The organism is Amycolatopsis sp. NPDC043885 (assembly GCF_056435685.1).
Genome location: NZ_JBWKEA010000020.1, coordinates 146421 through 168853, shown reverse-complemented (window position 1 = coordinate 168853; position 22433 = coordinate 146421). Strand labels below are relative to the sequence as shown.

The 22433-nt window shown below is 67.7% G+C and carries 15 protein-coding genes and 1 pseudogene; 4 read left to right on the top strand and 12 right to left on the bottom strand.

Translation table 11 applies throughout. The features are described 5' to 3' along the window. Nucleotides 1–88 precede the first annotated feature (88 nt). Together AC069I_RS37755 and AC069I_RS37750 are read left to right on the top strand one after the other, a co-directional pair. On the top strand, nt 89–580 hold the full coding sequence (locus AC069I_RS37755; protein ID WP_478267485.1) for a hypothetical protein: 492 nt from the start codon (nt 89–91) through the stop codon (nt 578–580). Between the two features lie 167 nt (nt 581–747). Further along, on the top strand, nt 748–2193 hold the full coding sequence (locus tag AC069I_RS37750) for a DUF1996 domain-containing protein (RefSeq protein ID WP_478267484.1): 1446 nt from the start codon (nt 748–750) through the stop codon (nt 2191–2193). 213 nt (nt 2194–2406) lie between these two features. Here AC069I_RS37750 and AC069I_RS37745 read toward each other — a convergent pair whose 3' ends face one another. The 6 genes from AC069I_RS37745 to AC069I_RS37720 all read right to left on the bottom strand — a co-directional run bounded on the left by AC069I_RS37745 (nt 2407) and on the right by AC069I_RS37720 (nt 9291). Further along, entirely contained in the window at nt 2407–3096 is a 690-nt protein-coding gene (locus AC069I_RS37745) for a hypothetical protein (RefSeq protein ID WP_340684177.1), read from the bottom strand. Between the two features lie 121 nt (nt 3097–3217). After that, nucleotides 3218–3919, bottom strand: a complete 702-nt coding sequence (locus AC069I_RS37740) for a Crp/Fnr family transcriptional regulator (RefSeq protein ID WP_125680634.1) — start codon at nt 3917–3919, stop codon at nt 3218–3220. 29 nt (nt 3920–3948) lie between these two features. Continuing rightward, on the bottom strand, nt 3949–4314 hold the full coding sequence (locus AC069I_RS37735) for a hypothetical protein (RefSeq protein WP_478226853.1): 366 nt from the start codon (nt 4312–4314) through the stop codon (nt 3949–3951). 50 nt (nt 4315–4364) lie between these two features. Continuing rightward, on the bottom strand, nt 4365–4877 hold the full coding sequence (locus AC069I_RS37730) for a hypothetical protein (RefSeq protein WP_478226852.1): 513 nt from the start codon (nt 4875–4877) through the stop codon (nt 4365–4367). A gap of 1 nt (nt 4878) precedes the next feature. After that, nucleotides 4879–6633 carry a substrate-binding and vWA domain-containing protein gene (locus AC069I_RS37725; protein ID WP_478267483.1) on the bottom strand — a complete coding sequence of 585 codons (1755 nt, stop codon included), beginning with the start codon at nt 6631–6633 and terminating at the stop codon, nt 4879–4881. Between the two features lie 36 nt (nt 6634–6669). Next, the gene (locus AC069I_RS37720; protein WP_478267482.1) at nt 6670–9291 is read right to left on the bottom strand and encodes a P-loop NTPase fold protein; all 2622 of its coding nucleotides are present in this window, start codon (nt 9289–9291) and stop codon (nt 6670–6672) included. A 137-nt stretch (nt 9292–9428) separates the two neighbouring features. On the opposite strand from AC069I_RS37720, the gene AC069I_RS37715 reads away from it, so the two are divergent. Beyond that, nucleotides 9429–9980 carry a snapalysin family zinc-dependent metalloprotease gene (locus tag AC069I_RS37715; RefSeq protein ID WP_478234948.1) on the top strand — a complete coding sequence of 184 codons (552 nt, stop codon included), beginning with the start codon at nt 9429–9431 and terminating at the stop codon, nt 9978–9980. Nucleotides 9981–10020: 40 nt separating this feature from the next. Here the strand turns inward: AC069I_RS37715 and AC069I_RS37710 are convergent, their stop codons facing one another. Together AC069I_RS37710 and AC069I_RS37705 are read right to left on the bottom strand one after the other, a co-directional pair. Further along, complete coding sequence (locus AC069I_RS37710; protein ID WP_340684182.1) at nt 10021–10200, bottom strand: ferredoxin; 180 nt, start codon at nt 10198–10200, stop codon at nt 10021–10023. Nucleotides 10201–10205: 5 nt separating this feature from the next. Then, nucleotides 10206–11408 (bottom strand): cytochrome P450, encoded by a 1203-nt coding sequence (locus AC069I_RS37705; protein WP_478234949.1) that lies wholly within the window; start codon nt 11406–11408, stop codon nt 10206–10208. A gap of 183 nt (nt 11409–11591) precedes the next feature. Here AC069I_RS37705 and AC069I_RS37700 point away from each other — a divergent pair, with 183 nt between their 5' ends. Beyond that, on the top strand, nt 11592–12512 hold the full coding sequence (locus AC069I_RS37700) for a helix-turn-helix domain-containing protein (RefSeq protein ID WP_478267488.1): 921 nt from the start codon (nt 11592–11594) through the stop codon (nt 12510–12512). 547 nt (nt 12513–13059) lie between these two features. Here the strand turns inward: AC069I_RS37700 and AC069I_RS37695 are convergent. The 4 genes and pseudogenes from AC069I_RS37695 to AC069I_RS37680 form a co-directional block, all read right to left on the bottom strand. Then, nucleotides 13060–14293 (bottom strand): annotated as a pseudogene (locus AC069I_RS37695) (HNH endonuclease signature motif containing protein). Between the two features lie 379 nt (nt 14294–14672). Continuing rightward, entirely contained in the window at nt 14673–19556 is a 4884-nt protein-coding gene (locus AC069I_RS37690) for a DNA repair ATPase (protein WP_478267481.1), read from the bottom strand. Further along, nucleotides 19553–21562, bottom strand: coding sequence for a flotillin family protein (locus tag AC069I_RS37685; protein ID WP_478226846.1), 2010 nt, complete (start codon nt 21560–21562; stop codon nt 19553–19555). The genes AC069I_RS37690 and AC069I_RS37685 overlap by 4 nt, the downstream gene beginning before the upstream one ends. Before the next feature lie 17 nt (nt 21563–21579). After that, a complete protein-coding gene (locus tag AC069I_RS37680) occupies nt 21580–22164 on the bottom strand; it encodes a hypothetical protein (RefSeq protein WP_478267480.1) in 585 nt (194 codons plus the stop codon). Nucleotides 22165–22433 lie beyond the last annotated feature (269 nt).

Below are 22433 nucleotides of genomic sequence, written 5' to 3'. Positions count from 1 at the left end.
CCCGAGGCCGGGCCTTCTCCCTCTCCGGAAGGAGGGCACTTGTCCGCGCGAGTGATCTTTCCGGCGCCACACGGCGACAGGATCGGCGATGCGCCTGGCCTACGCACTCCCCTGGCTCCTGCTGCCTTCGTGTCTGTGGCGGCTGCCCTTCGCGGTGCATTTCGAAATGGGGCAGATCCACGATCGCGAGATGCCGGACTACTGGGTGAGCATTCCGTACGTCCTCACGCTCAGCGTGCTTTCCGAAGTGATCGCGATCCTGGCCATCGGGCTGGTCCGAGGCTGGGGCGAGGTGGTGCCCCGATGGATCCCGGTCCTCGGCGGCAAATCCGTCCGGCCAATGGCGGCGGTCGTTCCCGCCGTGGCCGGAGGCTTGATCCTCACCGCGCTCTTCAGCTCGATCCCCCTCGGTGACGGCCGACGGCTCACCGTGTTCGGCGTCGCCGAAAACGCCGCCTACGTCCACGAAGGCTGGGAAACGCTGGCCTCGATCTGCATCGCCCCGCTCGCCTTGTGGGGGCCGATCACCATCGTTCTGGGACTCGCCTACCACCGCCGTCGCAAGATAACGAAAGCATAACGGCGAGGTCGCGTTTTGAACCGGGCACCCGTCGGGGCCGTTTCAGCCAACGCGGAGTCAGTGACGCCGGTGCTGCCGGCGCCGCATCCCCCGGGCTCCGCGCAACGACACCGAACGAGGTGAACAAGTTCATGCCCCGTAACCAAAGAACCGCCGGCCGCCATCGCATGGCACGCCGTACCAAGGTCGCCACGGGCGCCATCGCCCTCGCCCTCGCCGTCAGCGGGATCGTCGTGATCAACACGACCGGAACCCCCGACGCCGCCAGGGCCGACGGCGCGGACAAGTCTTTCTTCATCGACATCACGAAGGTCCCCCGCGGCAACAACGTCAACCTCGACCTCGCGAAACGAGGCGCACGAGGGACGTTCACCGTGGACTGCGGCCGCAACGAGAACGGCCACTTCAACGGCGACAACTTCATCGCGCAGCCCGGTGTCCGCAATGGAGCCGAGCATCTGCACGACTACGTCGGAAACCTGTCGACCAACGCGGATTCGAACAACAAGAGCCTGCTGCGCGCGGGCACCACGTGCAAGAACGGGGACAAGTCGGCCTATTTCTGGCCGGTCATCCGGATCAACACCGAAGAAGAGGAAGAGAACGAGGCGGCGAACGAGGAGAAACTCGCCGCCGACCGCGCGAGCGCGGCCAAGGACGAGGCGGCCGCCCAAGTGGACTGCCCCGACGTCGCCAGCGAGCTCAGTGAACTCAGTGAGGTCCCCGACCAGGCCATGCCCGCGGTGGACGAGAACCTCGACAAGCTCGACCAGGAGTCCGAGAACGCGGACAACCAGCTGGCGCAAGGAAAACAAGCGGGCCAGGTGCTCGACGAACTGAAGAACAAGCGGAAGCCGTCGATCGAGAAGATCGCCGACACCCTGCGGCAAGCAGGCAAACCGGTCGCGAAGAACGAAGACCAGCTGGCCGGCTGCGCGGTGAAGCAGAATGGCGAGGGCGGCCTCGACAACAGTGGCGACAACAGCAACGTCAACGCCGCGGGCGACGCCGAAAAGAAGAAGTCCGACGGCAAGGCCGCCGACCTGCCCGGTGCGAACGACAACAACGAGATCGGCGACAACAAAGGCGAGATCCAGCGCGCCGAGAAGGTGGACCTGACCTTCACCAGCGGCGGCGCCCGCCGGGTCGTCGCGATGCCGAAATTCCTGCGTGTGCTCTACGGCGACGCCAAGCAGAGCACCAACGGCCCGGCCAACGCGCGGCCCAGCTGGACCTGCACCGGCTTCGAAGACCGGCTCACCGAGCTGTACCCGATCTGCCCCCGGGGCAGTAAGGTCACGCGTATCCACTCGTTCCCGAACTGCTGGGACGGGAAGAACACCGACAGCGCCAACCACCGCACGCATATCGTGTTCTCCGACCGCAACGGGAAATGCCCGCGCGGCTTCAAGAACGTGCCGCAGCTGCGGATCACGCTCGTGTACGACATCCCGCCGGAGATCCAGGCCGCCGGGCAGTACGCGGTCGACGCGTTCGCGCAGGAGAAGCACGATCCTCGCTCCGATCACGACGACTTCGCGAACGTCATGTCGCAGCGGCTGATGAACCAGCTGGTGAAGTGCGTCAACAGCGGCAAGAGGTGCCGACAGTAGCGAGCCGCGTGTGGTCCCGTCTCGTGAGTGGTAAGGACGGTTCTAACCGTCCTTACCACTCACGAGGTCTCCGCGAGAGGGCGCGGCGGGGATGACCCGCGCCCTCACCCCCGCGCCGGGGGTCCGGTTCCCGGCCCGGCGTAGGGGTACCGGGCCGGGAACCGGCGAGCGATACGGTTTTCCCTCCCTGGAAACCGGACCGCCCGGTCTGGGTCAGGCCGTCGTGGACAACCGGCTCACCCGGTCGAACACGAGCGGCACCGCGACAGCGGGGTTCAGTTCGGCGAGGACCGCTTCCGCGTCCAAGCCCGGCAGATGGATCCACGCGCTGTCCGCGAAATCCGGTGTCGTGACGCTGATCCTGGCGCAGCGGGCCGGCGGGACCAGAGCGACCCCGAACGGCTCGACCACGTTGCGCCACACGGATTGCGAGACGATCATCCCGGCGCCGAACTTGTCGCCCGTCGGATCCGAACGGCACCAGTAGCCCACGGCGTCGTTGAAGGTGGAGGCGCACAGCAACCGGGTCAGCGTGATGTACGTGCGGTGGTAGCGGTGGTTGTCCGCCATCGGTCCCATGTGGACCGCCACGCGCGCCCGCATCGGGACCCGGGCGTAGCGGTTGCGGGTCCGGAGGAGATGGTCCAGGTGGAACACGACCTCGCAGAGCTGGCCGACGGCGTGGTCCGGATACGCGACCATCAGCCCGTCCCCGGTCTCCCGGAAGTGGCGCGCTTCCCCCGGCGCGAGCCCGACCGCGGTGAACGAGCGGGAAACCAGCGTTTCCATCTCGGTCTTCATCGGGTCCAACAGGTCGTCGCTGGCCTTGGACGAACCGACGATGTCGACGGACAGGACGGCGTGGGTGTGCGCGTTGTAATGGCCTGAGGTCAGCACCTGCATCTCTGCGACCCCTCCCCTGATCGGTGAAAACTGGCGACAGGGAGCAGTGTTCCCACTCCTCACCGGAAGTTCTGTTCGGAACCGAACAAAACGTGACCCCGCGTCGATCAACGCCAGTGAGCTAAGTCACACCTTTTTCCGTGACCACCCGCAATGCCTCGCGATCGATGACGGTGATCGCCCGGCGCGAACTGGCCACCACTCCCGCCTTCCGGAGTTTGTCCAGTGCCTGCGCGACCATGGTCCGGCCCATCGGGATGAACTGCGCGAGTTCGTCCTGGCTCAACGGGATCCCGATCCGCCAGCCGGCGGGTGTCCGGATGCCACAGACGTCGACGAGATAGTCCAACCTGGTCGCGACCCTGGCCACCGCCTGCGGTTTCCAGGACTGGGTCCGCTGCCGCTGGGCGAGCACGAACCTGCGGGCGACGCTGACGAGCACCTCCCGCATCGCCGCCGGATGCTCCAGCAGGAACCGGTTGAACTCGCTCGCCGCGATACGCCGGACGTGCACTTCTTCGATGGCGACGACGTCGGCCATCCGAATGCCGCCCGCGATCACCGCGATCTCGCCGTGCAGATCTCCGGGGACCCCGACGTCGAGGATGACCGTCGCGCCCATCCGGTCGGCGCTGGTCACCTTCACGTAGCCGTGCCGCAGCAGCATGACGAAGTCGCCGGGTTCGCCCGCCCGCATGAGCGCCTGCCGTCCCTCGTAGGTCTGCGGGGTGCCCATTTCCAGCAACCGGGCGCGGACGGGTTCGTCCAGTCGCTCCAGGAACGGACGTTCTCTTTCTTCGGCGGCCTCCTGGCCCAAACCCACGAAACACCCTCCCAGGCAGTCGTGAACACCTATCGCGGAGAGTAACCGAATCGGCCACCCGATCCGGCGGCGGAACCGTCGTGGGTGGTGAAGATGCCCAGCCGGATCAGCTCCGATCTGATCCACTCGGCCAACCGGTGCAACGGTCCGTCTTCGGCCTCGACGAAATAGCTGTCCACGATCTGGTGTCGTCTGTCGGCGTGTTTCGCCGCATAGAGCAGCGCTGACCGTACCTCCGACACCTTCAGCGGAGCGACCTTGACTCCCGGAGCGGGCCGCACGGTGCTCTTGGCGGCCATCACCGCCAGCACGGCCTCCTCCAGGCTGAACCGGTGCTCCACCGGTACGACCACATGTTCCACGCCCTCGACAACCCGGCGCCCGATCAACGGCATGCTGTCAGATCAGCATGACGCACGGCCGTAGTCTGTTCGGCACCGAACACTCAACCCGGTTCGACCGCCCGGAGAGCCTCTTCGAGCGTTTCCCGGTACAGCCCCATCCGTTCGACGAGCATCACCGGATCAGGGTTCTCGTCCCCCGCGTGTCGTTCCAGCCGGTCGGTGGTCTGCTTCACCGTCACCCGCAGTTCGACGACTTCGGGAGTGTTCCGGTTCTTGTGTTCTTCGAGCCGGGCCACCGCCCGGCGGAAGGCTCCGGAAAGCTCCGTCTCGCCCGGCCGCACCGTTTCGATGGCGGTCAGCGCCCGGCCGAGCAGGCTGAAGTGGTCGTAGGGAGTGGGTTGCGGCGCACGCTTCTTCTCCCGCGCCGGCTTCCGCCGCCTGCCGTTCAGCACGAAGAACGCGGTCTCGGCCGGGACCAGCACTGCCAGCGCGGCGGCCGCGCCGAAGAGCCAGGCCTGCGGATGCGGATAGGTCACCGCGCGGCCGATCATCCCGGCGATCAGGCCCAGCACCACCGCGACGACGTGGAACGGCCGGTTGTCGTACTCGGCCATGTCAGAAGTTGCTGAAGACGTTGACGAACATCTTGTCGATGCCGTGCGGGTCGACGGCCTGGTAGCTGCGGGCCTTGGACTTCTGCGCGATCTCGTCGAGGACCCGGCTGTCGGCCTGCGCGCCGTAGGCCATGGTGAAGATGCGGACGGAGTTGTCCAGTCGCTCGGCGTCGACGTTCTGCAGCACCTGCTCCTTCGTCCCGGCCTCGGTGTTCTCGCCGTCGGTCAGGAAGACGACGGCGTTGATCAGGTTCGGGTCGAACTCCCGCCGCATCTTGTCGTTCGCGGCCATCACGGTCTGGTACAGCGCCGTATCGCCTTTCGGGGTCAGGTTTTCGACCAGGTCGAGCATCGGGCCGCGGACGTTCTTCACCTTGCCGATCGGCATCTTTTCCTCATACCCGTCGGAGAACGTCCACAGCCCGACCTCGTCTTCGGGATGCAGGTACTCGAGCTGTTTCCGGATCGCGGGTTTCAGCAGGGCGATCCGGCTCTCGGAGTACGGCTTGTCCTTGCGGTTCTTGTCGAACGGTTCGTTCATCGAGCCGGACAGGTCCAGCACCAGCAGGATCCGGCCGCGCCGCTGCGTGTACTCCCAGCCGTCGAGCATCTTCTGGATCTGCTCGCCGGTCGGGACGCCGATCTTCGGGGGTTCCTGGGTCTCCTGCGTGCCCACGACCTTGGCCAGCTCCGGGTTCCCGCTACCGCCGGGGTCCCGGAACCCGAGATCACGGAACCGTTTCTGCTGCTCGGTCTCCAGGAGAAAGTCGTAGAAGTCCTTGGCCGCCGCCTGCTGCTCCGGTGACGCGTTCGCGGTGGTCAGGAAGGGATGGTCGATCAGCATCGTCCCTTCCCTGGGGTGGACGGCGACCAGCGGGCGCAGCGGCGCGACGGGGTTTCCCTTCAGCTGCGCCGGATCCCCGGTCGGCACGCCGCGGTTGTAGAGGTAGACCATCTGCTCCTGCATCGCCATCGCGCTGATGTAGGGCGTCGGCTTCTTGCGGTCCTCTTCGTACAGCGTCTTCAGGAAGGCCACCGAATCGTCGCTGTAGTAGGCGACCGACGCCTCGATCCCGCGGACGAACTGCACGGTCTCCGCGGTCCCGATCTTGCCGTAGTCGCCGCCCGTCGCCGCGAAGTAGGTCGCGATGGTCGCGGCGAGCCCGGACGTCGACCGCCGCGGGTTGTCCTTGCCGAGTGTGAAGTTGCCCCACTGGGCGTACGCCGCACCCTTCGAGGCCCAGCCGCCGTTGCGGTTCATTTCCAGTACGTCACCCCAGCCGAGGGTCCTTCCCGGCCAGCCCATGGCCTTGGCCATCGGTTCCGGCATCGCGATCACCATCGGGCTGGTCGCGAGGGAGGTCTTCGGCCCGGTCCTGATCCGCTCGCCCTTTCCGCGCTGGCGCAGCAGATCGAGCCAGAGCGACGAACTGGGCATCCAGACCTGGGGCTCGGGCTGGCGTTCGTCGATGTCGTTCCAGCCGTCGGCGATGAGGTCGAGCGTGGCACCCGAGGTCTTCTTGTACGCCTCGACCTTCGCGCACCGGCCGCCGTCGAACGTCCGGCCAGTGTTGTTGTACCGCTCGGCCAGTTCGGCGATCAGGTCGCCCTTCTCCGTGGAGGAACTGGTGACCAGGCGGACGCAGTCGGCCCTGGTCACGTTCGAGGGCGGGGTGACCGTGGTGGCGAGCAGGACGATCACGAGCGTCCCGACGAGCGCGCCGAAGACGAGCGAAAGCCAGCCTGTTCTCCGCATGCGCCGCCCCCTAGCCGTCGTAGCGGGCAAGTGTAGCTACAACGTGGTTCCCGGTTCCGTCTCCTCGGTCACGAGATCGTAGGTTTCGAAACTGAAGCGGGCGAGAGTGCCCACCCAATTCCGATAGACCTTTAGATCATCGAAGGATTCGGCGTCTAGCCGCCATTCAGGTGGAAAGGCCTCTCGTAACGATTCTCCGGCCGCGAGGGCGACGAACGTCGCGCGCGCGGCGTCCGGATCGGCGACCAGCAGGGTCAGCAGGACGAGCACCGCGCGGTAGGGGCCGCCGACGAACCGCGCCAGTTCCGCGTCCGGGATGCCGATGCGCACGAGCCGGTAGAGGTTGACCAGCTTCCGGATCTCGCGCGGCGTGTTCAGCCTTTTCCGCAGCACGTGGACGAAAGTGCGTTCGACCTCGGTGAGCCGCAGCCGGTCCGGCCGCATGTTGTAGAACGTCGGCGGGGCCGTTTCCTGGACGACGACCTCCCTCGTTTCGCCGGGTTCGGGGGTGCTCCCGTCCTTCGGCCGTTCTTCGGGCTCGGACGGCTCCGGTTCCCGTTCCTCGATCGGCATCAGCGCGTCGATCAGCTCGTCCGCCGCGCTTCCCATGGGGCGCAAGGCGAACACGATCTGGAAGATCTTGTCGAGATACTCCGCCCGTCGCGCCTCCCCCGTGCCGAACAGTTCTTCGTGGTGCAGGTCGAGGCAGCGCCGCAGCCACCGCGGGTCGACCGCGACCACCACGACGAACGCGGGCAGCGCCAGCAGTAGATGCACCGCGGCCAGTACTTCGATCACCTTCGACGGCGGGCAGCGGTCGAGATCGTCGATGTAGAGCACGATCCGTTCCAGCGGCGGCTTGCCCGTGCCGCCCGCCCGCAGCCATTCCTCCCTGGCGTCCACCAGATCGGCGCTCAGGTTCGCGAGGTCTTCGCGGACCCGGGCGAAAACCCCTTGGTAGTCCCCGTATCTCCCGGTTTTCGCCTCTTCGATCAGATCGCCGAGCCTGCTCGCCGCGTCGAGCCGCCGGAGCCGTTCCTCGGTCTCCCGGACCTCGGTCTCGAACCGTTCCGTGCGTTTGTCCACGTCGTGCCGCAGCTTGTCCAAAGTGGACTTCACCGGCGCGAGGGCCGCCCTGGCGGTGGTGAGCGCCGGGGTCAGCACGGCACCGAGCGCGACGACGGCGCCCGCCGCGGCGAGGATAGCGTTGTGCCACAACGCCCAGCCGGTGATCGCCGCGGCGACACCGAGCACGCCCAGCACCGCGTATCCCGCGACGGCAAGCCTTCGCCGACGGCGTTCGGCCCGGTCCACCCCGGACACCAGCAGCCGCCAGCGCCAGGTGTGCGGGGAATCCGCCTTGACCGCCTTCAGTCCCGCGAGCCGATTGCGCAGCTCCTCGCGTTCGGCGCGGACCTCGCCGGAGTCCGCGTGCGTCTCGGGCGCGCCGATGTTGCGGAACAGGTGGTCCACGAGCCCGACCCACAGATGGTCGTCGTGGTACTGCCAGGCGTTGAACCGGATCTGCCGGATCTCACCGGTGAACACGCTGTTGGCGGCGGCGCCGCGGGACCGGCGCGCCAGTTCGGCCACCCGGTCGGTCACCTGCCGGACGAAACTCGACTTGCCGGAGCCCCACGGGCCCAGCAGCGCGACGCACAGCGGTGGGCTGGTCTCCCGGTCGGCGATGACCGCGGCGAGGGTGCGCACGTCGTCGTGGAAACCGATCAGGTCGACCGGACTTTCGACGTCGGGCGTGATCCGCGGCCGCGCCCGGCCCGGTTTGGGCTCGACGAAGCCGGTGCCGTCGATCTGGTTGCCGAAGCGGTCCCACACCCGGATCGTGCGGTCGTCCCCGACGGTGACGATCTTCTCGTTGCCCGCGGTGCAGACGATCGCCCGGACGTTCCCCTGATGTCCCTTGAGGAGCGTGTAGTCGCGCGGGTCGTCGATCTCGCGGACGCGGACCTCGCCGTCGGAGCCGCCGGATAGCACCAACCTGCCGTCCGCGCCGAAGGCCAGCGCCCGCACCACGCCGGTATGCCCGGGGAAGACGAGGGCCGGATCGCCCTTGCGCCCCCACAACCGGACCATCTCCCCTTCGGCGGACAGCACCTGCTGGCCGTCCGCCGAGATCGCGACCACGTGGACCGCGCCCGCGCCGCCGAACCGGTAGTGGGAAACGATTTCCCCGTCCCACAACCGCACGCCACCGGCGTCGTCCCCGGCGACGACCACCCGGCCGTCCGGGGTCACCGCGACCGACTCCACCTCCGGGCCGCCGGTGCGCAGAGCCCGTACCGTCGTGCCGTCCAGCCTCCGGACCTCGACAGTGCTTCCCGCGCCGGACACGGCGAAGTCCTTCGCCACCGCGACCGCCACGGTCCGCCTGGTGGTCTGGACCTCCGGGGGATGCGCGCCGGTACCGGTGATCCGCCAGCGCCGCACCGTCGCCCCATCGCAACCGACCACGTACTGCCCCGAAATACCCACCGCCAGCACCGGCCGATCGTGGCCGCTCATCGCGAAACGCTGCTCTCCGGTCTCCAGGTCCCAGACCCGCACGGTCCGGTCCGCACCGCCGGTGACCAGGCGGTTTCCCTTCACCGCGACCGCGAGGATCGGTTCTTCGTGTCCAGTGAAACGCGCCGTCGTCATAACGGCACAGTCTTCCGGTCGCGTCAAGATCATGGTTAACGACAGGCGACTATCGGCGGGTACCCCGACCGCCTCGAAAGGTTCAGTGTCGACACTGCTCCGAAATTCCAGCACGCCTTAAACGCGAGGAGTTCAACGTGCTTCGACGTACCTTCGCCGCGGTGCTCACCGGCGCCGCGCTCTCCATCTCGGTGCTCTCGGCCCCCTCCGCCGGTGCCGCCGAGATCATGGCGACCACCCTGACCTACGACGACAGCCAGGCCGCGGAGTTCAAGGAAGCGGTGGCCGCCGGCGTCAACGTCTGGAACACCAACGTCACCAACGTCCGTATCGTGAAGGCGACGCCGGGGCAGCGGGTCAACATCCGGGTCATCGCCGACAACGGCTGGCCGCGCGCCACGCTCGGCCCGGTCCGCCCCGGCGGCACGGTCACCGTGTGGATGGGCAGGCAGGCCGTCCAGCAGGGCTATCACACGCCCCGGATCGCTTCCCACGAACTCGGGCACAGCCTCGGCCTGCCCGATGTGAAGCCCGGCCCGTGCTCGTCGCTGATGTCCGGCTCGACCGGTGGCGTCAGCTGCACCAACGTGAACCCCAACGCCCAGGAGAAGGCCAGGGTCCAGCAGCTCTACGCCGGCACCGCGGTGCAGAGCGCCGACGCGGGCAAGGTCCTCGCGGAAATCGGCTGATCCCGCGCCAGGGGGTGCCCGCCCGGCACCCCCTGGCCGGTCATTCGCTCGCCGTGATCGCCGCCGCCGGACACAACTGCACGGCGTCGCCGATCTCCGCCGGGTCCCGGTCCAGCAACCGGACACGGCCGTCTTCATCGTCCTGTGCGAACACATCGGGCGCGGTCAGCACGCACATTCCGGCGCCCACACAGCGTTCCCGGTCCACTTCGAGTTTCATTGCGATCAGTCCCACGCCACCGGGAGCGCGTACACCCCGTAGATGTCGGAATCCGTCCGCATCGGGATCTCTTCGGCCGGAACGGCCAGTCGCAGCTTCGGGAACCTGGCGAGCAGCCCGGTGAAGGCGACCTTCATCTGGACCCGCGCGAGCTGCTGACCGAGGCACTGGTGGACCCCGTGCCCGAAGGAGGCGTGCCCGGCGGCGTTCCGGCGGACGTCGAGCCGGTCGGGATCCGGGAATTTCAGCGGATCACGGTTGGCCGCCATGCCCGACAGCGCGACCGCCTCCCCCGCTTTGACGAGCCGGCCGCCGATCTCGACGTCTTCGAGCGCGGTGCGCGCACCGGTGTGCGCGATCGTCAAGTAGCGCAGCAGTTCCTCGATCGCGCCGTCGATACGCTCCGGTTCTTCGCGCAAGACCGCGAGCTGGTCCGGATGTTGCAGCAAGGCGAAAGTGCCCAGCGCGAGCATATTGGCCGTGGTGTCCAAACCGGCTCCCAGCAAGAGGAACGCGATACTGGTGAGCTCCTCGTCGGTGAGTTCCGTGGTCGTCAGTTCGCCGAGGATGTCGTCGGTCGGCTCGGCCCGTTTCGCCAAGATGAGTTTGTAGAGGTACTCCCCCAGCGCGTTGATGGCGGCTTCCTGCTCCTCGGCCGGAGCGTCCGGCAGGTTCAGCGGCAGGACGTTGCGGCGGAAGAACTCGTGGTCTTCGTAGGGGACGCCGAGCAGCTCGCAGATCATCAGCGCCGGAATGGGCTGCGCGAAGGCCGTCACCAGGTCTGCTGACGTACCTTGCCGTTCCATCGCGTCGAGATACTCGGTGGTCACCTGCTCCACTCGTTCGGAGAGCAGCCGCATTCGGCGGACGGTGAACTTGCCGGTGAGCAGCTTGCGGTACCGCGCGTGCTCCGCACCGTCCATCCTGATGAACATCCCCGGGGCCGCCGGTGGCATCTCCACCATCGCGGCCGCGCCCGGCAGCGGCGAGTGCATCAGCTCCTGCCGGGCGCTGAACCGCGGATCCGCGAGGACGGCCCGGGCGATCGCGTGCCCCGTCGCGAGCCAGCCTTCGTGGCCGTCGGGGAACGTCAGCCGGACGAGCGGGTGCTCGTCGCGCAGCGTGCCGAGCTCGGCGGGCGGGTCGAACGGGCAGCCCTTCGGTCGTTCGAGGGGTATCTCGGTGAGATGAGGGATCGAGGTGGTCATTGCTGTTCCTCCCAGTTTTTACCGATACCCAAAGGCTACGTTGCATTTACGTTTGACTCAAAGCTACGGACTGGCATTTTTGCTGTTGCTGCTGGTAGATTTCGGGAAATCGTTGCAACGGTCGTGGCGGTGAATGCAACGTCTCGTTGCAATGATCTGCGCGTGAACGCACAGGAGGTGCCCATGCCGGGCGGCAGGCTGACCCAGGAGGACCGCCGGCTGATCGCGACCTGGCTCAAGGACGGTCTCGGTTACGCCGAGATCGCCCGGCGGCTCGGGCGGCCGACGTCGACGATCAGCCGCGAGGTCGCGCGCAACTGCGGCCGTTCCGGCTACCGCGCCGACGAAGCGAACCGCGTGACCGGCGAACGCGCGCGGCGCCGCAAACCGCAACCGCGCGCCGTCCCCGTCCTCGAGAACGGCTACGGACGGGACCCGGAAGCCGTACGCGCCTTCGAAACCGACTTCGCCGAGATGATCGTGGCGACCGGACTACCCCGGATGACCGCGCGCGTCCTCGCTTGCCTGGCCGTCAGCGACGACGGCGTGCTCACCGCCGCCGAACTCGCCCGGCGGCTCCAGGTCAGCCCGGCCTCGATCTCGAACGCCGTCGCCTACCTCGAAGCGCAGGCGATGCTCAAGCGGGAACGGGACGGCCGCCGTGAGCAGTACGTCATCGACGAGGAAATGCCGCAGCGAGTCTGGGCCGAAAGCGTCCGCTCGAACCAGGAATGGGTCAAGGTCTCCCGCCAGGGCGCCGAAGTCCTCGGCGTCGCGACACCCGCGGGCGCCCGCTTGGACGACCTCTCCCGGTTCCACGCCCGCATCGACGAAGTCATGCACGACGACCGCGTCGCCGTATTCGCCGGTGACGCGCTGACCGTACTCACCGCACTCCTCCACGCCGGGCGCGCACTCTCCCTTCCTGCCCTCGCGTCCGCACTGGACTGGTCCACCGAGCGGGCCGCGGCCGCCTTGCGGGTGGCGGAAGAGCATCCGCACATCGCCGGCCCGGTTCGGGTGGATTCTCGCGCTGGGGAGTATCGGGCGGTCCCGTTGGCGGAACGGCTCACGACTGCGCAGTTGGCTGCTTTGAGGTCTTGAGTGGTCCCGGGTGGCTCGGGTAGGCGATGGCTGCGCCCGGTTTGAGCGGAGTCTTGCGGACTCGCCGCCTGTTGCCGCTTTTCGGCGACGCTGGCCTAATGGCGAGTTTTGGCAGCGGCTTTTGAAGGGGCCGAAGCAGAGCCCTTGGGCACGCGGTGCCCGTCGCCGCTTTCCGGCAACGCGGTCTAATGGCGCGACTTGCCAGCACCGCTCAAAGGACCAAGCCGCACCCTCCTCGCACGCCGCCCGTCGCCACTTTCCAGCAAAGCGAGTCCAATGGCGAGGCTTGCCAGCGGCGGACCTCGATGGGCCAACGCGGAGTCCCTGCGCACGCGGTGCCCGTCGCGCTTTCCGGCAACGCTGGCCTAATGGCGCGACTTGTCGGCGACAGCCCCGAAGAACCAAAGCCGAGCCCTCCACACAGGCCGCCCGTCGCCACTTTCCGGCGACGCGGTTCTAACAGCAAGACTTGCCTGTGAGCGTCCTTGAAGGTGCAAGTCGAGCCCTCCGCACAAAGCCGCCTATCGCCGATTCCCGGCAATGAGACTCAGAACGGTGGTGGCTCGTCGGCGAGCGGAGTCCTTGGGCGGGGTACGTGAAGCGGCGGGGGTGAGCTGTCGTAGCTCTGTCCGGTGGGGGTGGTAATGGTGAGGGTGCCGTCGGTGGCGAGGTGGTAGGTCCAGCCGGCTTCGTCTTTGAGGCGGTGGTCACGTCGGCAGAGATCGATCAGTTCGTCGACATTGGTATGGCCGCCGTGCTGCCAGGGCACGGAATGATCGATGTCGCATGCTTGCGCGGGACGGTGGCAGCCAGGTCTTCGGCACTCGCGGTCCCGGACCCGGACGAACTCGTCCAAACCGGCGGTGGGTCGATACCGGCCCCGCCCGAGATCGAGTACCTGGCCGGAGAGCGGGTCCGTGATGATGCGGCGCAGCAGGGTGTTCGGGCCGGTGGCGATGTGCCGGGCCAGTCCGGCGGGGACTGTGCCGTGTCCGGCCATCTCCGCCGGGTCGTCGTTGAGGCCCAGGTAGGTGAACAGATCCATGTACAGGAACACTTCGGTGCGTTCACCGGTGCCGCCTTGGCCGCCGAGCAGGAGGTCGAGCGCGACGTCGGCGCGTAGCTGCTCCAGGGTGCGGGTCTCTTCCCCCGGTCTTGAGCGCCCGTGCTTCCCGATCGATGCGCCGGTAGGCGGCGGTGACTTTCTCGACCGGTCCGTCTTCGACCTCGATCGACGCCACTCCCGTTTCGCCTTGCCGCAAGGTCAGGCGACGGCCTTCGCGATGCCGTTCGGCCCGCGCTTCGGCGCCCTCGCGGTCGACGGTGTTCGCCGCGTGGTTCGCTGCTTTCCGGATCTGATCAGGGTTCCTGCCCGGTAACCGCTCCTCCAGGAGCGAATCGACGGTACGGGCGTCCTCGTCCGACAGCCACGCGGTGGCCGCGGCGACCTTCATCGCGCCGAAGCCACTCACTTCTCCTTGGTCCATCAGGGACAGAGTGCGGGGCAGGCGGGCGGTCAACGCGTCGGCAGCGGCGACCATCGCACCGGCATGATTGTCCACAAGAGACAGCGCGAAGGCGACTTCCTGCGTGACGCTCCGCGCCCCGTCGCGATGCCGGTTCAGCTGCGCCAGCGCCCGGAACCGGACCGTTTCCAGCCGCGCGATCCCGGCCGACGCCGCTTGCGCGACAGCGACGGAATCCTTGTCGTCCAACGAAGTGACCGAAGCATTCACAGCTTTCAGCACCTCGGGTTCAGTGAGTTTTTCCAGTAGCGCCACAGGCGCGGAATGTGTGTCCACCCCACGACCATACGACCGGCCACCGACAGTTTCCGGCTTCACGACCACAGTGCGGCATCCCCGATTTTCGACAACGAGCACTCGGCGGAGGCCCGGCAGCCATAGCAGCCGTGCGGTATCCCCGACCTACGACAACGAGGGCATCCGCGCAGCGTCGACGACTTCCGGCAACAAGGTCTCAGCCGAGACCTCCCGATAGGCACCACCGGGCGTCCGTCGCCGATTTCCGACACTGAGGTAGCCACCGGATCACGTAGCCGATTTCCGGCGACAAAGGCAGGCCGCCGACAGAACCTGCCACCCGAACGCCCAGCAAGAACCCGCCGAGAAGCAACCGAGCCCGCCCACCGGGAAAGCCCTACATCACATCCCGCACGACCATCCGCTCCGAAGCCCGTTCGATAGCCGCCTCGACCGCCCCCACCCGATCCGCCAGCAAGCCCATCGCGCCGACCGCGCGGCTCATCGGGTCCTCGTCGTCCCCGCCCAGCGCCTGCGCGCGCAGGTAAGCCGCCTTCACGTCCGCCCAGCGCTTCGCCTCCGAGGAGCTCAGCCGTCCGCGCAGTTCCGCCAGTTTCAGCAGATTCGCTTCGGCGCCCGAGGTGAGTGTCTGCGCTTCGCCGGCGTAGTGGTCGTCGATCAGCGCTTCCAGTTCGGCGTCGTTCATCGCGGGCACGATCCGGCCGGCGAGTTTGTTCATGTTCCGGTACGAGCCTTGCAGCTGGAACGGCGGTTCAACGCGGGACGAGTCCGCTTGCGCGGCCGAGGCGATGTACGCCTGGTTGTTCGTCAGGACGATCCGCTGGACCTTGATCAGTTTCCGCAGTACGGCGAGGATCTGCTCGAGCTCGGTCGCCGAGTACGCGTGCTTCAGCTGATCCGCCCGCACCGAGCCGTCGCCACGGGCCAGCCGGACGAGAACGTCCACATCGGACCGTTCGCGCGAGACCAGCGGGGCCAGGACGGTGTTCGCGGTGAGCGAGTTCTCGATGTAGCTCAGCGCGAACAGCTCTTCCTTGCCCGACAGCACATCGCCGAGGTTCCACACGTCCGCGCGGTTGGCGAGCATGTCCGGGATCCGGAACCGCTTGCCCTGCTCGGTGTACGGGTTGCCCGCCATGCAGACCGCGAACCGCTTGCCCCGCAGGTCATAGGTCCGCGTCCGGCCTTCCCACACGCCTTCCATCCGCCGTTGCGCGTCGCACAGCGAGATGAACTTCTGCAGCAGTTCCGGCGACGTGTGCTGGATGTCGTCCAGATACAACAACACGTTGTTGCCCTGCTCCAGCGCGAACGAGATCTTCTCGACCTCTTGCCGCGCCGTCGCGTTGGGCGCGTCCGCCGGATCCACCGACGTGACCTCGTGCCCGAGGGCCGGCCCGTTCACCTTGACGAACACCAGCCCGAGGCGGCTCGCGACGTACTCCATGAGGGTCGTCTTGCCGTAACCGGGCGGCGAGATGAGCAGCAGCAGACCGGACTGGTCGGTCCGCCGCGCGTCGCCGGTCGCGCCGAGCTGCTTGGCGAGGTTGTCGCCGATCAACGGCAGATAGACCTCGTCGAGCAACCTGTTGCGCACGAAGGCGCTCATCACCTTCGGCTTGTATTCGCTCAGCCGCAGCCTGTCGCGTTCGGCCGCCACCAGATCGTTGCGCAGCCGCTGGTACGCCCGGAAACCCGGCACCCGCTCGCGCCGGAAGCGCAGCGTCCTGGCCAGCGTCTCGTCGAGCCGCAGGGTCAGTGACCGGTTGACGATTCGCGGATGCGAGCCGAGCAGACCGTCCACAGTGGCCGAAAGCTCCGCCGAGGAGTCGTAACGGGGCAGGTCGGCCAGTTCGATCGCGACGGCCTCCGCCAGTTCGTCGTCAGGCAGACCTGCGGAATCCACAAAGGACCGAAGCCAGGCCTCGGCGAGCTGGTGACGGTCCGCGAGGTCTTCGAGGGCGCGCAGGTCTTCGGCGAAGGTCCGGCGGTCGAGCCGGAACTTGTCGAGCAGGGTCCGCGCGCCACCGCTGGTGACGAAACCCGGCGACGCGTCGGCCAGCTCCTCGAACAGGTACTCGCCGGCGAGTTCGATGTCCAGCGCCAGGCCGGACGACGTGGCGAACGCGCCCATCGCCTCGGTGAGTTCCCGCGCCAGCGCGTCGATCGCCGTGGTGTGACCGAAAGCCTCCCGCACCCGCGCGAGCGACGCGGCACGCGTCGTCCACGCGGCCTTCGCCGCCTCATCGGCGCCGAAGGCCCAGAACAGCTGGGCGGCGGCCCTGGCGGCGGGCGGGTAACGCAGCAGCCCGGCCCCGGATCGCAGGCGCAACAACACCGACAGGATCGCGGCGGCGTCGTGGTCGTGCACACCACGCGCGTAACCCTCGTCGTAGCGGTCCCCCGCCACCCGCCGGACGACGTCCAGCAGATCGGCTTCCTGCAGATCCGGCTGTCCGGCCAGGATCGACGTCGCCAGGTACTCGGCGCGGTAGACCTCGGCCGACTCCGAGACCAGTAGCTGGTCCCAATACTGCCGCGTCTCCTCGAACGCGGAATCCCGCACCGGCGAGCGATAGTCGGTGCCGGTGATCGCGAACTTCATCCCGCCGTCGTGCGGCACCAGAGTGAGGTCGATGTCCTGCGTGTTGACCGCGAAGGTGTTGCGGCCGAGGCGGATCGTCTCGCCGCCCTCGCCGTAAAGGTCGAGCCGGTCGCGCAGTGCGCGGCCCGCCTCCTGCCGGGCGGCCTTGACCCGGCCTTCCAGCTCTTCGGCGCGCACCTGGTCGCCGAGGTCCCGCAGTTCGGCGACGACGCTGCGCAGCTTCGCGACCATCGGGTCGGAAGCGAAGTAGGTGTTGATCTCGTCGACCGAACCGAGCGTGCCGACCCGCCTGGTGACGCTCGAGAGAATCCGCTCGGCCGAGTCGACCAGCCTGTCCGCCCGACGCGCCCGCTCGTCGAGCAGCGCCTGCTTGCGTGAGGAGAACGCCTCGTAGACGTCGGTGCGCTTCTCGCCGAGCGACGCGAGGAAGTCGTCGAACTCGCCGAACCGCGACTCGAGGTTTTCCAGCTGCAACAGCAATCTACCGAGCTGCTCGTCGCAACGGTCGGGAGTGTCCGCGACCGCGAGCCCGCCGGTGATCGCCTGCGCGAGCAGCGCGAACTCGGCGGCGAACTCCGCCCGGCCCTCGGTCTCCAGCAGTTCCTTGCGACGTGCTTCGAGGGTGGCCCGTGCCCGGTTGACCGCGCCGATGACCTCGCCGACGCGTTCGAGGATCTTCGTCCGCACCACGGCGTCCGCGATGTCCAACCCCCCGACGACGTCGGTGAGCACTTCGAGCCCGCCGGACTGCTCGTCCAGCTGTTCGGCGACCGGGACGGCCTCGGCGACCGTGGAGATCGCGCCCGCGGCCTCGATCAGCCCGTCGACCTCGGCGTGATAGCTCGTGAACGCGTCTTCGCCCTGCAGGAACCGGACGGCGCGCTGAGCGGCCTCGCCGAAATTTCCGTCGAGATCGGCGATCAACTCGTCGACGCGGCCGGTGTCGGCATAGCGCAGTTCCCGGACGGTGACGAGATGGCCTCGGGCGCGGTGCATTTCGGCGAGCCTGCGCACCCAAGCGTCGGCCGCGTTCAGTGCCTCGCCGCGGACCTTCCGCACGAGCGACGCGGTCTCCGCAGCCGCCTCTTCGACAGCGTCGGCCGCCTGCGAGGTGAGCGCGGCGACCGTCTCGAACTCGTCGAGCACCTGCTCCGCGGTGACCCGGACGTCCGACAGCGGCGACCGCAGATCGCCGAGTTCGGCCTCGCCGAGCCAGTGATAGTGGTCGAAGACCCGCGCGCACGCGGCGATCAAGGCCTCGAACACCGCCGCCGACGGCGCCATCTCGCCGACCATCCGGCCGATCGAGAGACAGTCGGAGATCCCGCGGACCAGATCGGCGTTGCCGACCCGCTCCAGCGGCCCGGTCCCGGCGGGCTGCGACGCGGCGTAGGTGTCGGACTGGAACGGCGTCCGCCACACCTGCATCGGGTGCACACGGCTCGGCTCGTCCGACAGCGCGCGGAACAGCACCATCGTGCCGTCGTCGAACAGCGAGTACCCGTGGCACGGGATCGGGTTCGAGACCTCTTTGCGGATCACGTTGTACGGCAGGAGAAGCGAGCGTCCGTCGGTCCGCGCGTGGAAGACGTAGAGCACGTCCTCGCCGTTGGGCGAGCGGATCACCCGCTCGAATTCGAGCCCGTCCACGGTGGTGTCGAACGTCTTGCTGACACCCGTGTCGAGGTAGTAGCCGCCGGGGAAGATGATCCCGTGGTCCTCGGGCAGCCGCTGGCACGCCTGTCCGATCCCGTCGAGGCGCACGACGTCGCGCGTGCGGGTGTTGAACACCAGGTATCGGTGCACGGTCTCCTTGTACGGCAGCACCCGCAGCAGGATCAGCGGGCCGATCCTGGCGTAGGAGACCTCGGCGTCGGCGAGGCTCTGCAGCGGCTCGTCGACCGCCTCGGCGTAGACGCCCTCACCGGTTTCGGTGTTGTTCTCGACCTTGATCGTCAGGTTGCCGCCGACGGTCTCGACGAACACCTCGTCCTCGATCGAGATATGCGGATGCCGGCCGAGAACATGCTGTTCGCGGCTCGTCTCGATCCATTCGAAGTCGTGCGACGGCGGGAAGACGTGGTCCCGTTCGCCCCGGCTGTCCACATAGGACACCGTGCCGTCGGCGGCGATCCCCCAGCGCAGCACGCGGATGTCCTCGGTCCGCGGACCGATCTGGAACACCGCGAGCAGTTTGCCCTCGACCCGCCGCAGCTGCAGCAGCTTCGCCTGCCGGTAGTACCGGTACAGCTCGGCGAAGTCGCGGACGAACTGCTCGTCGCGCAGCAGCTCCGGCAGCTCTTCGGCGGGCACGTCATCGAAGCGGAACGCCTCTTCGTCGTGGCTGAAGCCGTGCAGCGAGAAGACGTCATCGACCGTCGTCTCGGGCTTGAGGCCGATGAAGACGTTGTAGCCGAAAAGCATCCGCCCGCCGACCGACACGACGTCCCGCGGCACGCAGTTGTTCGCGGTGCGAATCCGCTCCGTGCCGATCAGCGCGAGCTGCGCGCTGCCGAAGACCCCGAGCCGCGCCTTGTTGAGCTCGTCCGCGCGTTTCGCCAGTTCGGCGGCCTGTGCGGCGAGCCGGGCGCGGAGCACCTCGTAGGTGCCCGCGTCCAGCTGCTCCATTCCCGCCGCCGGTTCGGTCGTCGTCACTGCTTCGCGGGGGCGAGGGCGGCCACAGAGGTGTCGGCGAGGCCGAGCCGCTGCGCCATGGCCAGCAGCTCCTGCACCTTGCCGCTGTCCGGGCCGCCCGCCTGCAGCTGCTTGGCCAGGAAGGCCGACAGCGTCAGATTCTTCACGTCCTCCGTGCTCACCGAGCCGACCAGTTTCGTCAGGTCGTCGGTGAAGCTGCCCGAACCGTCGAGCCACGACTTCCCGAGGGTCTGGACGACGTCCGAATGCTCGACGAAACCGTCCACGCTCTTGCCGAGCCCGATCGAGCCGATCACCTTCTCGAAGAACATCGTCTCGCCTCCGACGATGTCGATGTCGGCCTTCTCCAGCCCGATGCCCAGCACCGTGGCCTGCGCCTCGGCGACCTCACGCTGCACGTTGAGCGCGGCGAGCCGGATCTCCTTCTCGGCCTCCAGGCGCAGACGGTACTCCTCGTGCTGGCGGCTGGCGGAGTCGAGCGCGGCCATCGCGGCGGCCTTCTCGGTGAGACCTTCGGCCTCGCCCTTGAGCTTGTCGCGCATCGCGTCGGCGAGCACGATCGCCTTCTCGCGTTCGACGATGGCCTCGGCGCGGCCGACCTTCTCCAGCGCGTCGGCGTCGCGTTCCTTGACCTGCGCCGCGGCCAGGCCGACGGCGGCCTCCTCGGCCTGGATGCCTTCGGCCAGGCGGATCTTCGCCCTGGTCTCCAGCTCGGCGGCCTGCTGGCGCGCCTCGGCCAGCGTCAGCTCCTCGCGGGCCTTGTGCTTCGACGCGGCCTCGGCGGCTTCCGCGGCCTTGATGTCCTTGACGAGGTTCTCCTGCGCCTCCCCCTCGGCCCGGATGATGGTGGCCTCACGCTGGCGTTGCGCCTCTTCGACGACGCGGAGCTTCTTGATGTTCTCTTCCTGCTCCGCGACGGTCTTCTCGACCGCGATCCGCTCGCGGATCACCTCGGCGATGGACCGCTTCTCGGTCTCGACTTCCTTGTCCTTGGCGATCCGGGACAGCTCGGTCTCACGTTCGCGGCCGATGACCTCGAGCAGCCGGTCCTTCTCGATGCGCTCGCTCTCGATGGCGATGACCCGCTCACGGTTCTTGCCGGCGACCTCGATCTCACGCTGCTGGTTCTGGTGCTGGATGCCGAGCTGCTCGTCCGTGCGGAGCTGCGCGGCCTGAGACTTGAGCCGCTCCTCCGCCTGCACCTTCGCGATCTCGGCCTCTTCGCGCGCCCGCATGGTCTCGACCTCGCGGCGCTGCTTGATCTCGGCGTCGGCCTGCCGCCGCTCCAGTTCGAGGATCGCCTCCTTGGCGTCCACGTTCTGGCGGGTGATCTCCTTTTCCTCGCTGCGGCGGAACTCGTTCGTGCGCACGTGCTCGATCGCGGTCAGCTCGGTGATCTTGCGGATACCCTGCGCGTCGAGGATGTTCGCGGAGTCGAGCTGCGCCATCGGCGTCTGCTCGAGGTAGTCGATGGCCGCGTCCTCCAGGCTGTACCCGTTGAGGTCGGTGCCGATGACGCGGATGATCTGGTCGCGGAATTCGTGGCGCTTGGTGTAGAGGTCCACGAAGTCCAGCTGCTTGCCGACGGTCTTCAGGGCCTCGGAGAACTTGGCGTTGAACAGCTCCTGCAGGGTCGCCTCGTCGCTCGCGCGTTCGGTGCCGATGGCCTGCGCGACCTTGATCACGTCCTCGACGGTCTTGTTGACCCGCACGAAGAACGAGATCCGGATGTCGGCGCGGATGTTGTCCCGGCAGATCAGGCCCTCGCGGCCGGTGCGGGTGATCTCCATCGCCTTCACCGAGGTGTCCATGATCTCGGCCTTGTGCAGCACCGGCAGGACGATCGCGCCGGTGAACGTCACGTCGACGCGGCGGACCTTCGAGATGATCAGTGCCTTCCCCTGCGGCACCTTCTTGAACAACCTGGTGATCGTGAAGAGCAAGACCAGGAGGATGACAACTACCACGGCGATCAGCACGCCGGCCCCCACACTGATGGCACCCATAGTGTTCCTTTTCTGCTTCAGATGTCCAAGGACTCGACCCAGAAGAACTCGCCTTCGGAGTCGTAGTCATAGAGAACTACGCGGCTGCCCGCCGTCAGGTTGCCTTGGCCTGCCTGCCGAACGTCCACAATGGCCGTGGACCCGTCGGCGGCGGCGACTTCGGCCTGGCCGAAGTCATGGGTGACCGACGAGGTGCGGATGACCGCGGCCCTGCCGACGAAGTCCCTCCTGCTCGGCTCCTTCGCGGGGCCGAAGACACGACGTAGCGGCACCACGATCACCCTCGTCCCGAGTGTGCCGAGCACGAGCGCGACGACGAGCACGCCGACCCCGAGCCCGATCCTCGATGGTGTCGAAAGCTCCAGGTCATCGAGAAGAACCGTCCCTGCCAGGCTGGCGAACCAGGTGAATGCGATCAGTAAGGAGAGCGAAATGGACAGTGGGACCCCGCCGAAGCCCACCAGGAGCCCGTCGCCGCCGTCGAACTCGTCGAGCTCGACGGCGCCCAGCAGGGCAAGCAGCCAGTAGCCGATCACCACGATCAGCAGGAAGCTGAAGAGCACGGCCGGAAACCCCAGAGCCGCGGTGACGAACCCGCCCATCGCCGTCGTTCCCTCCCCCGTTACCCCGGGTCAGGACTATAACCAGCGCGTGAGCGCGGGCGGGCCGTTTTCGGCTACGACTGGGTCACGGTGCCCGGAAGCGTGCGGGAGGTCGCCGCATTTCGTCCTCTGAATGCGACAAAGGCGCCGGAACCGAGTCGGCCGGGGTGGTCGTGGGGGGGGTTTTTGGTTTGGACCCCAAAAACCCCCCCCCACCCCCCCCCCCCCCACCTTCCCCCCCCCCCTCCCCCCCCCCACCCCCCCCCAAA

Bases quoted from the DNA above. Each gene is read 5' to 3' on its own strand.
- AC069I_RS37685 (WP_478226846.1), bottom strand. From the start codon at position 21,562: ATGGGTGCCATCAGTGTGGGGGCCGGCGTGCTGATCGCCGTGGTAGTT.
- AC069I_RS37725 (WP_478267483.1), bottom strand. From the start codon at position 6,633: ATGCGGAGAACAGGCTGGCTTTCGCTCGTCTTCGGCGCGCTCGTCGGG.
- AC069I_RS37700 (WP_478267488.1), top strand. From the start codon at position 11,592: ATGCCGGGCGGCAGGCTGACCCAGGAGGACCGCCGGCTGATCGCGACC.
- AC069I_RS37680 (WP_478267480.1), bottom strand. From the start codon at position 22,164: ATGGGCGGGTTCGTCACCGCGGCTCTGGGGTTTCCGGCCGTGCTCTTC.
- AC069I_RS37710 (WP_340684182.1), bottom strand. From the start codon at position 10,200: ATGAAACTCGAAGTGGACCGGGAACGCTGTGTGGGCGCCGGAATGTGC.
- AC069I_RS37720 (WP_478267482.1), bottom strand. From the start codon at position 9,291: ATGACGACGGCGCGTTTCACTGGACACGAAGAACCGATCCTCGCGGTC.
- AC069I_RS37705 (WP_478234949.1), bottom strand. From the start codon at position 11,408: ATGACCACCTCGATCCCTCATCTCACCGAGATACCCCTCGAACGACCG.
- AC069I_RS37755 (WP_478267485.1), top strand. From the start codon at position 89: ATGCGCCTGGCCTACGCACTCCCCTGGCTCCTGCTGCCTTCGTGTCTG.
- AC069I_RS37730 (WP_478226852.1), bottom strand. From the start codon at position 4,877: ATGGCCGAGTACGACAACCGGCCGTTCCACGTCGTCGCGGTGGTGCTG.
- AC069I_RS37745 (WP_340684177.1), bottom strand. From the start codon at position 3,096: ATGCAGGTGCTGACCTCAGGCCATTACAACGCGCACACCCACGCCGTC.
- AC069I_RS37750 (WP_478267484.1), top strand. From the start codon at position 748: ATGGCACGCCGTACCAAGGTCGCCACGGGCGCCATCGCCCTCGCCCTC.
- AC069I_RS37735 (WP_478226853.1), bottom strand. From the start codon at position 4,314: ATGCCGTTGATCGGGCGCCGGGTTGTCGAGGGCGTGGAACATGTGGTC.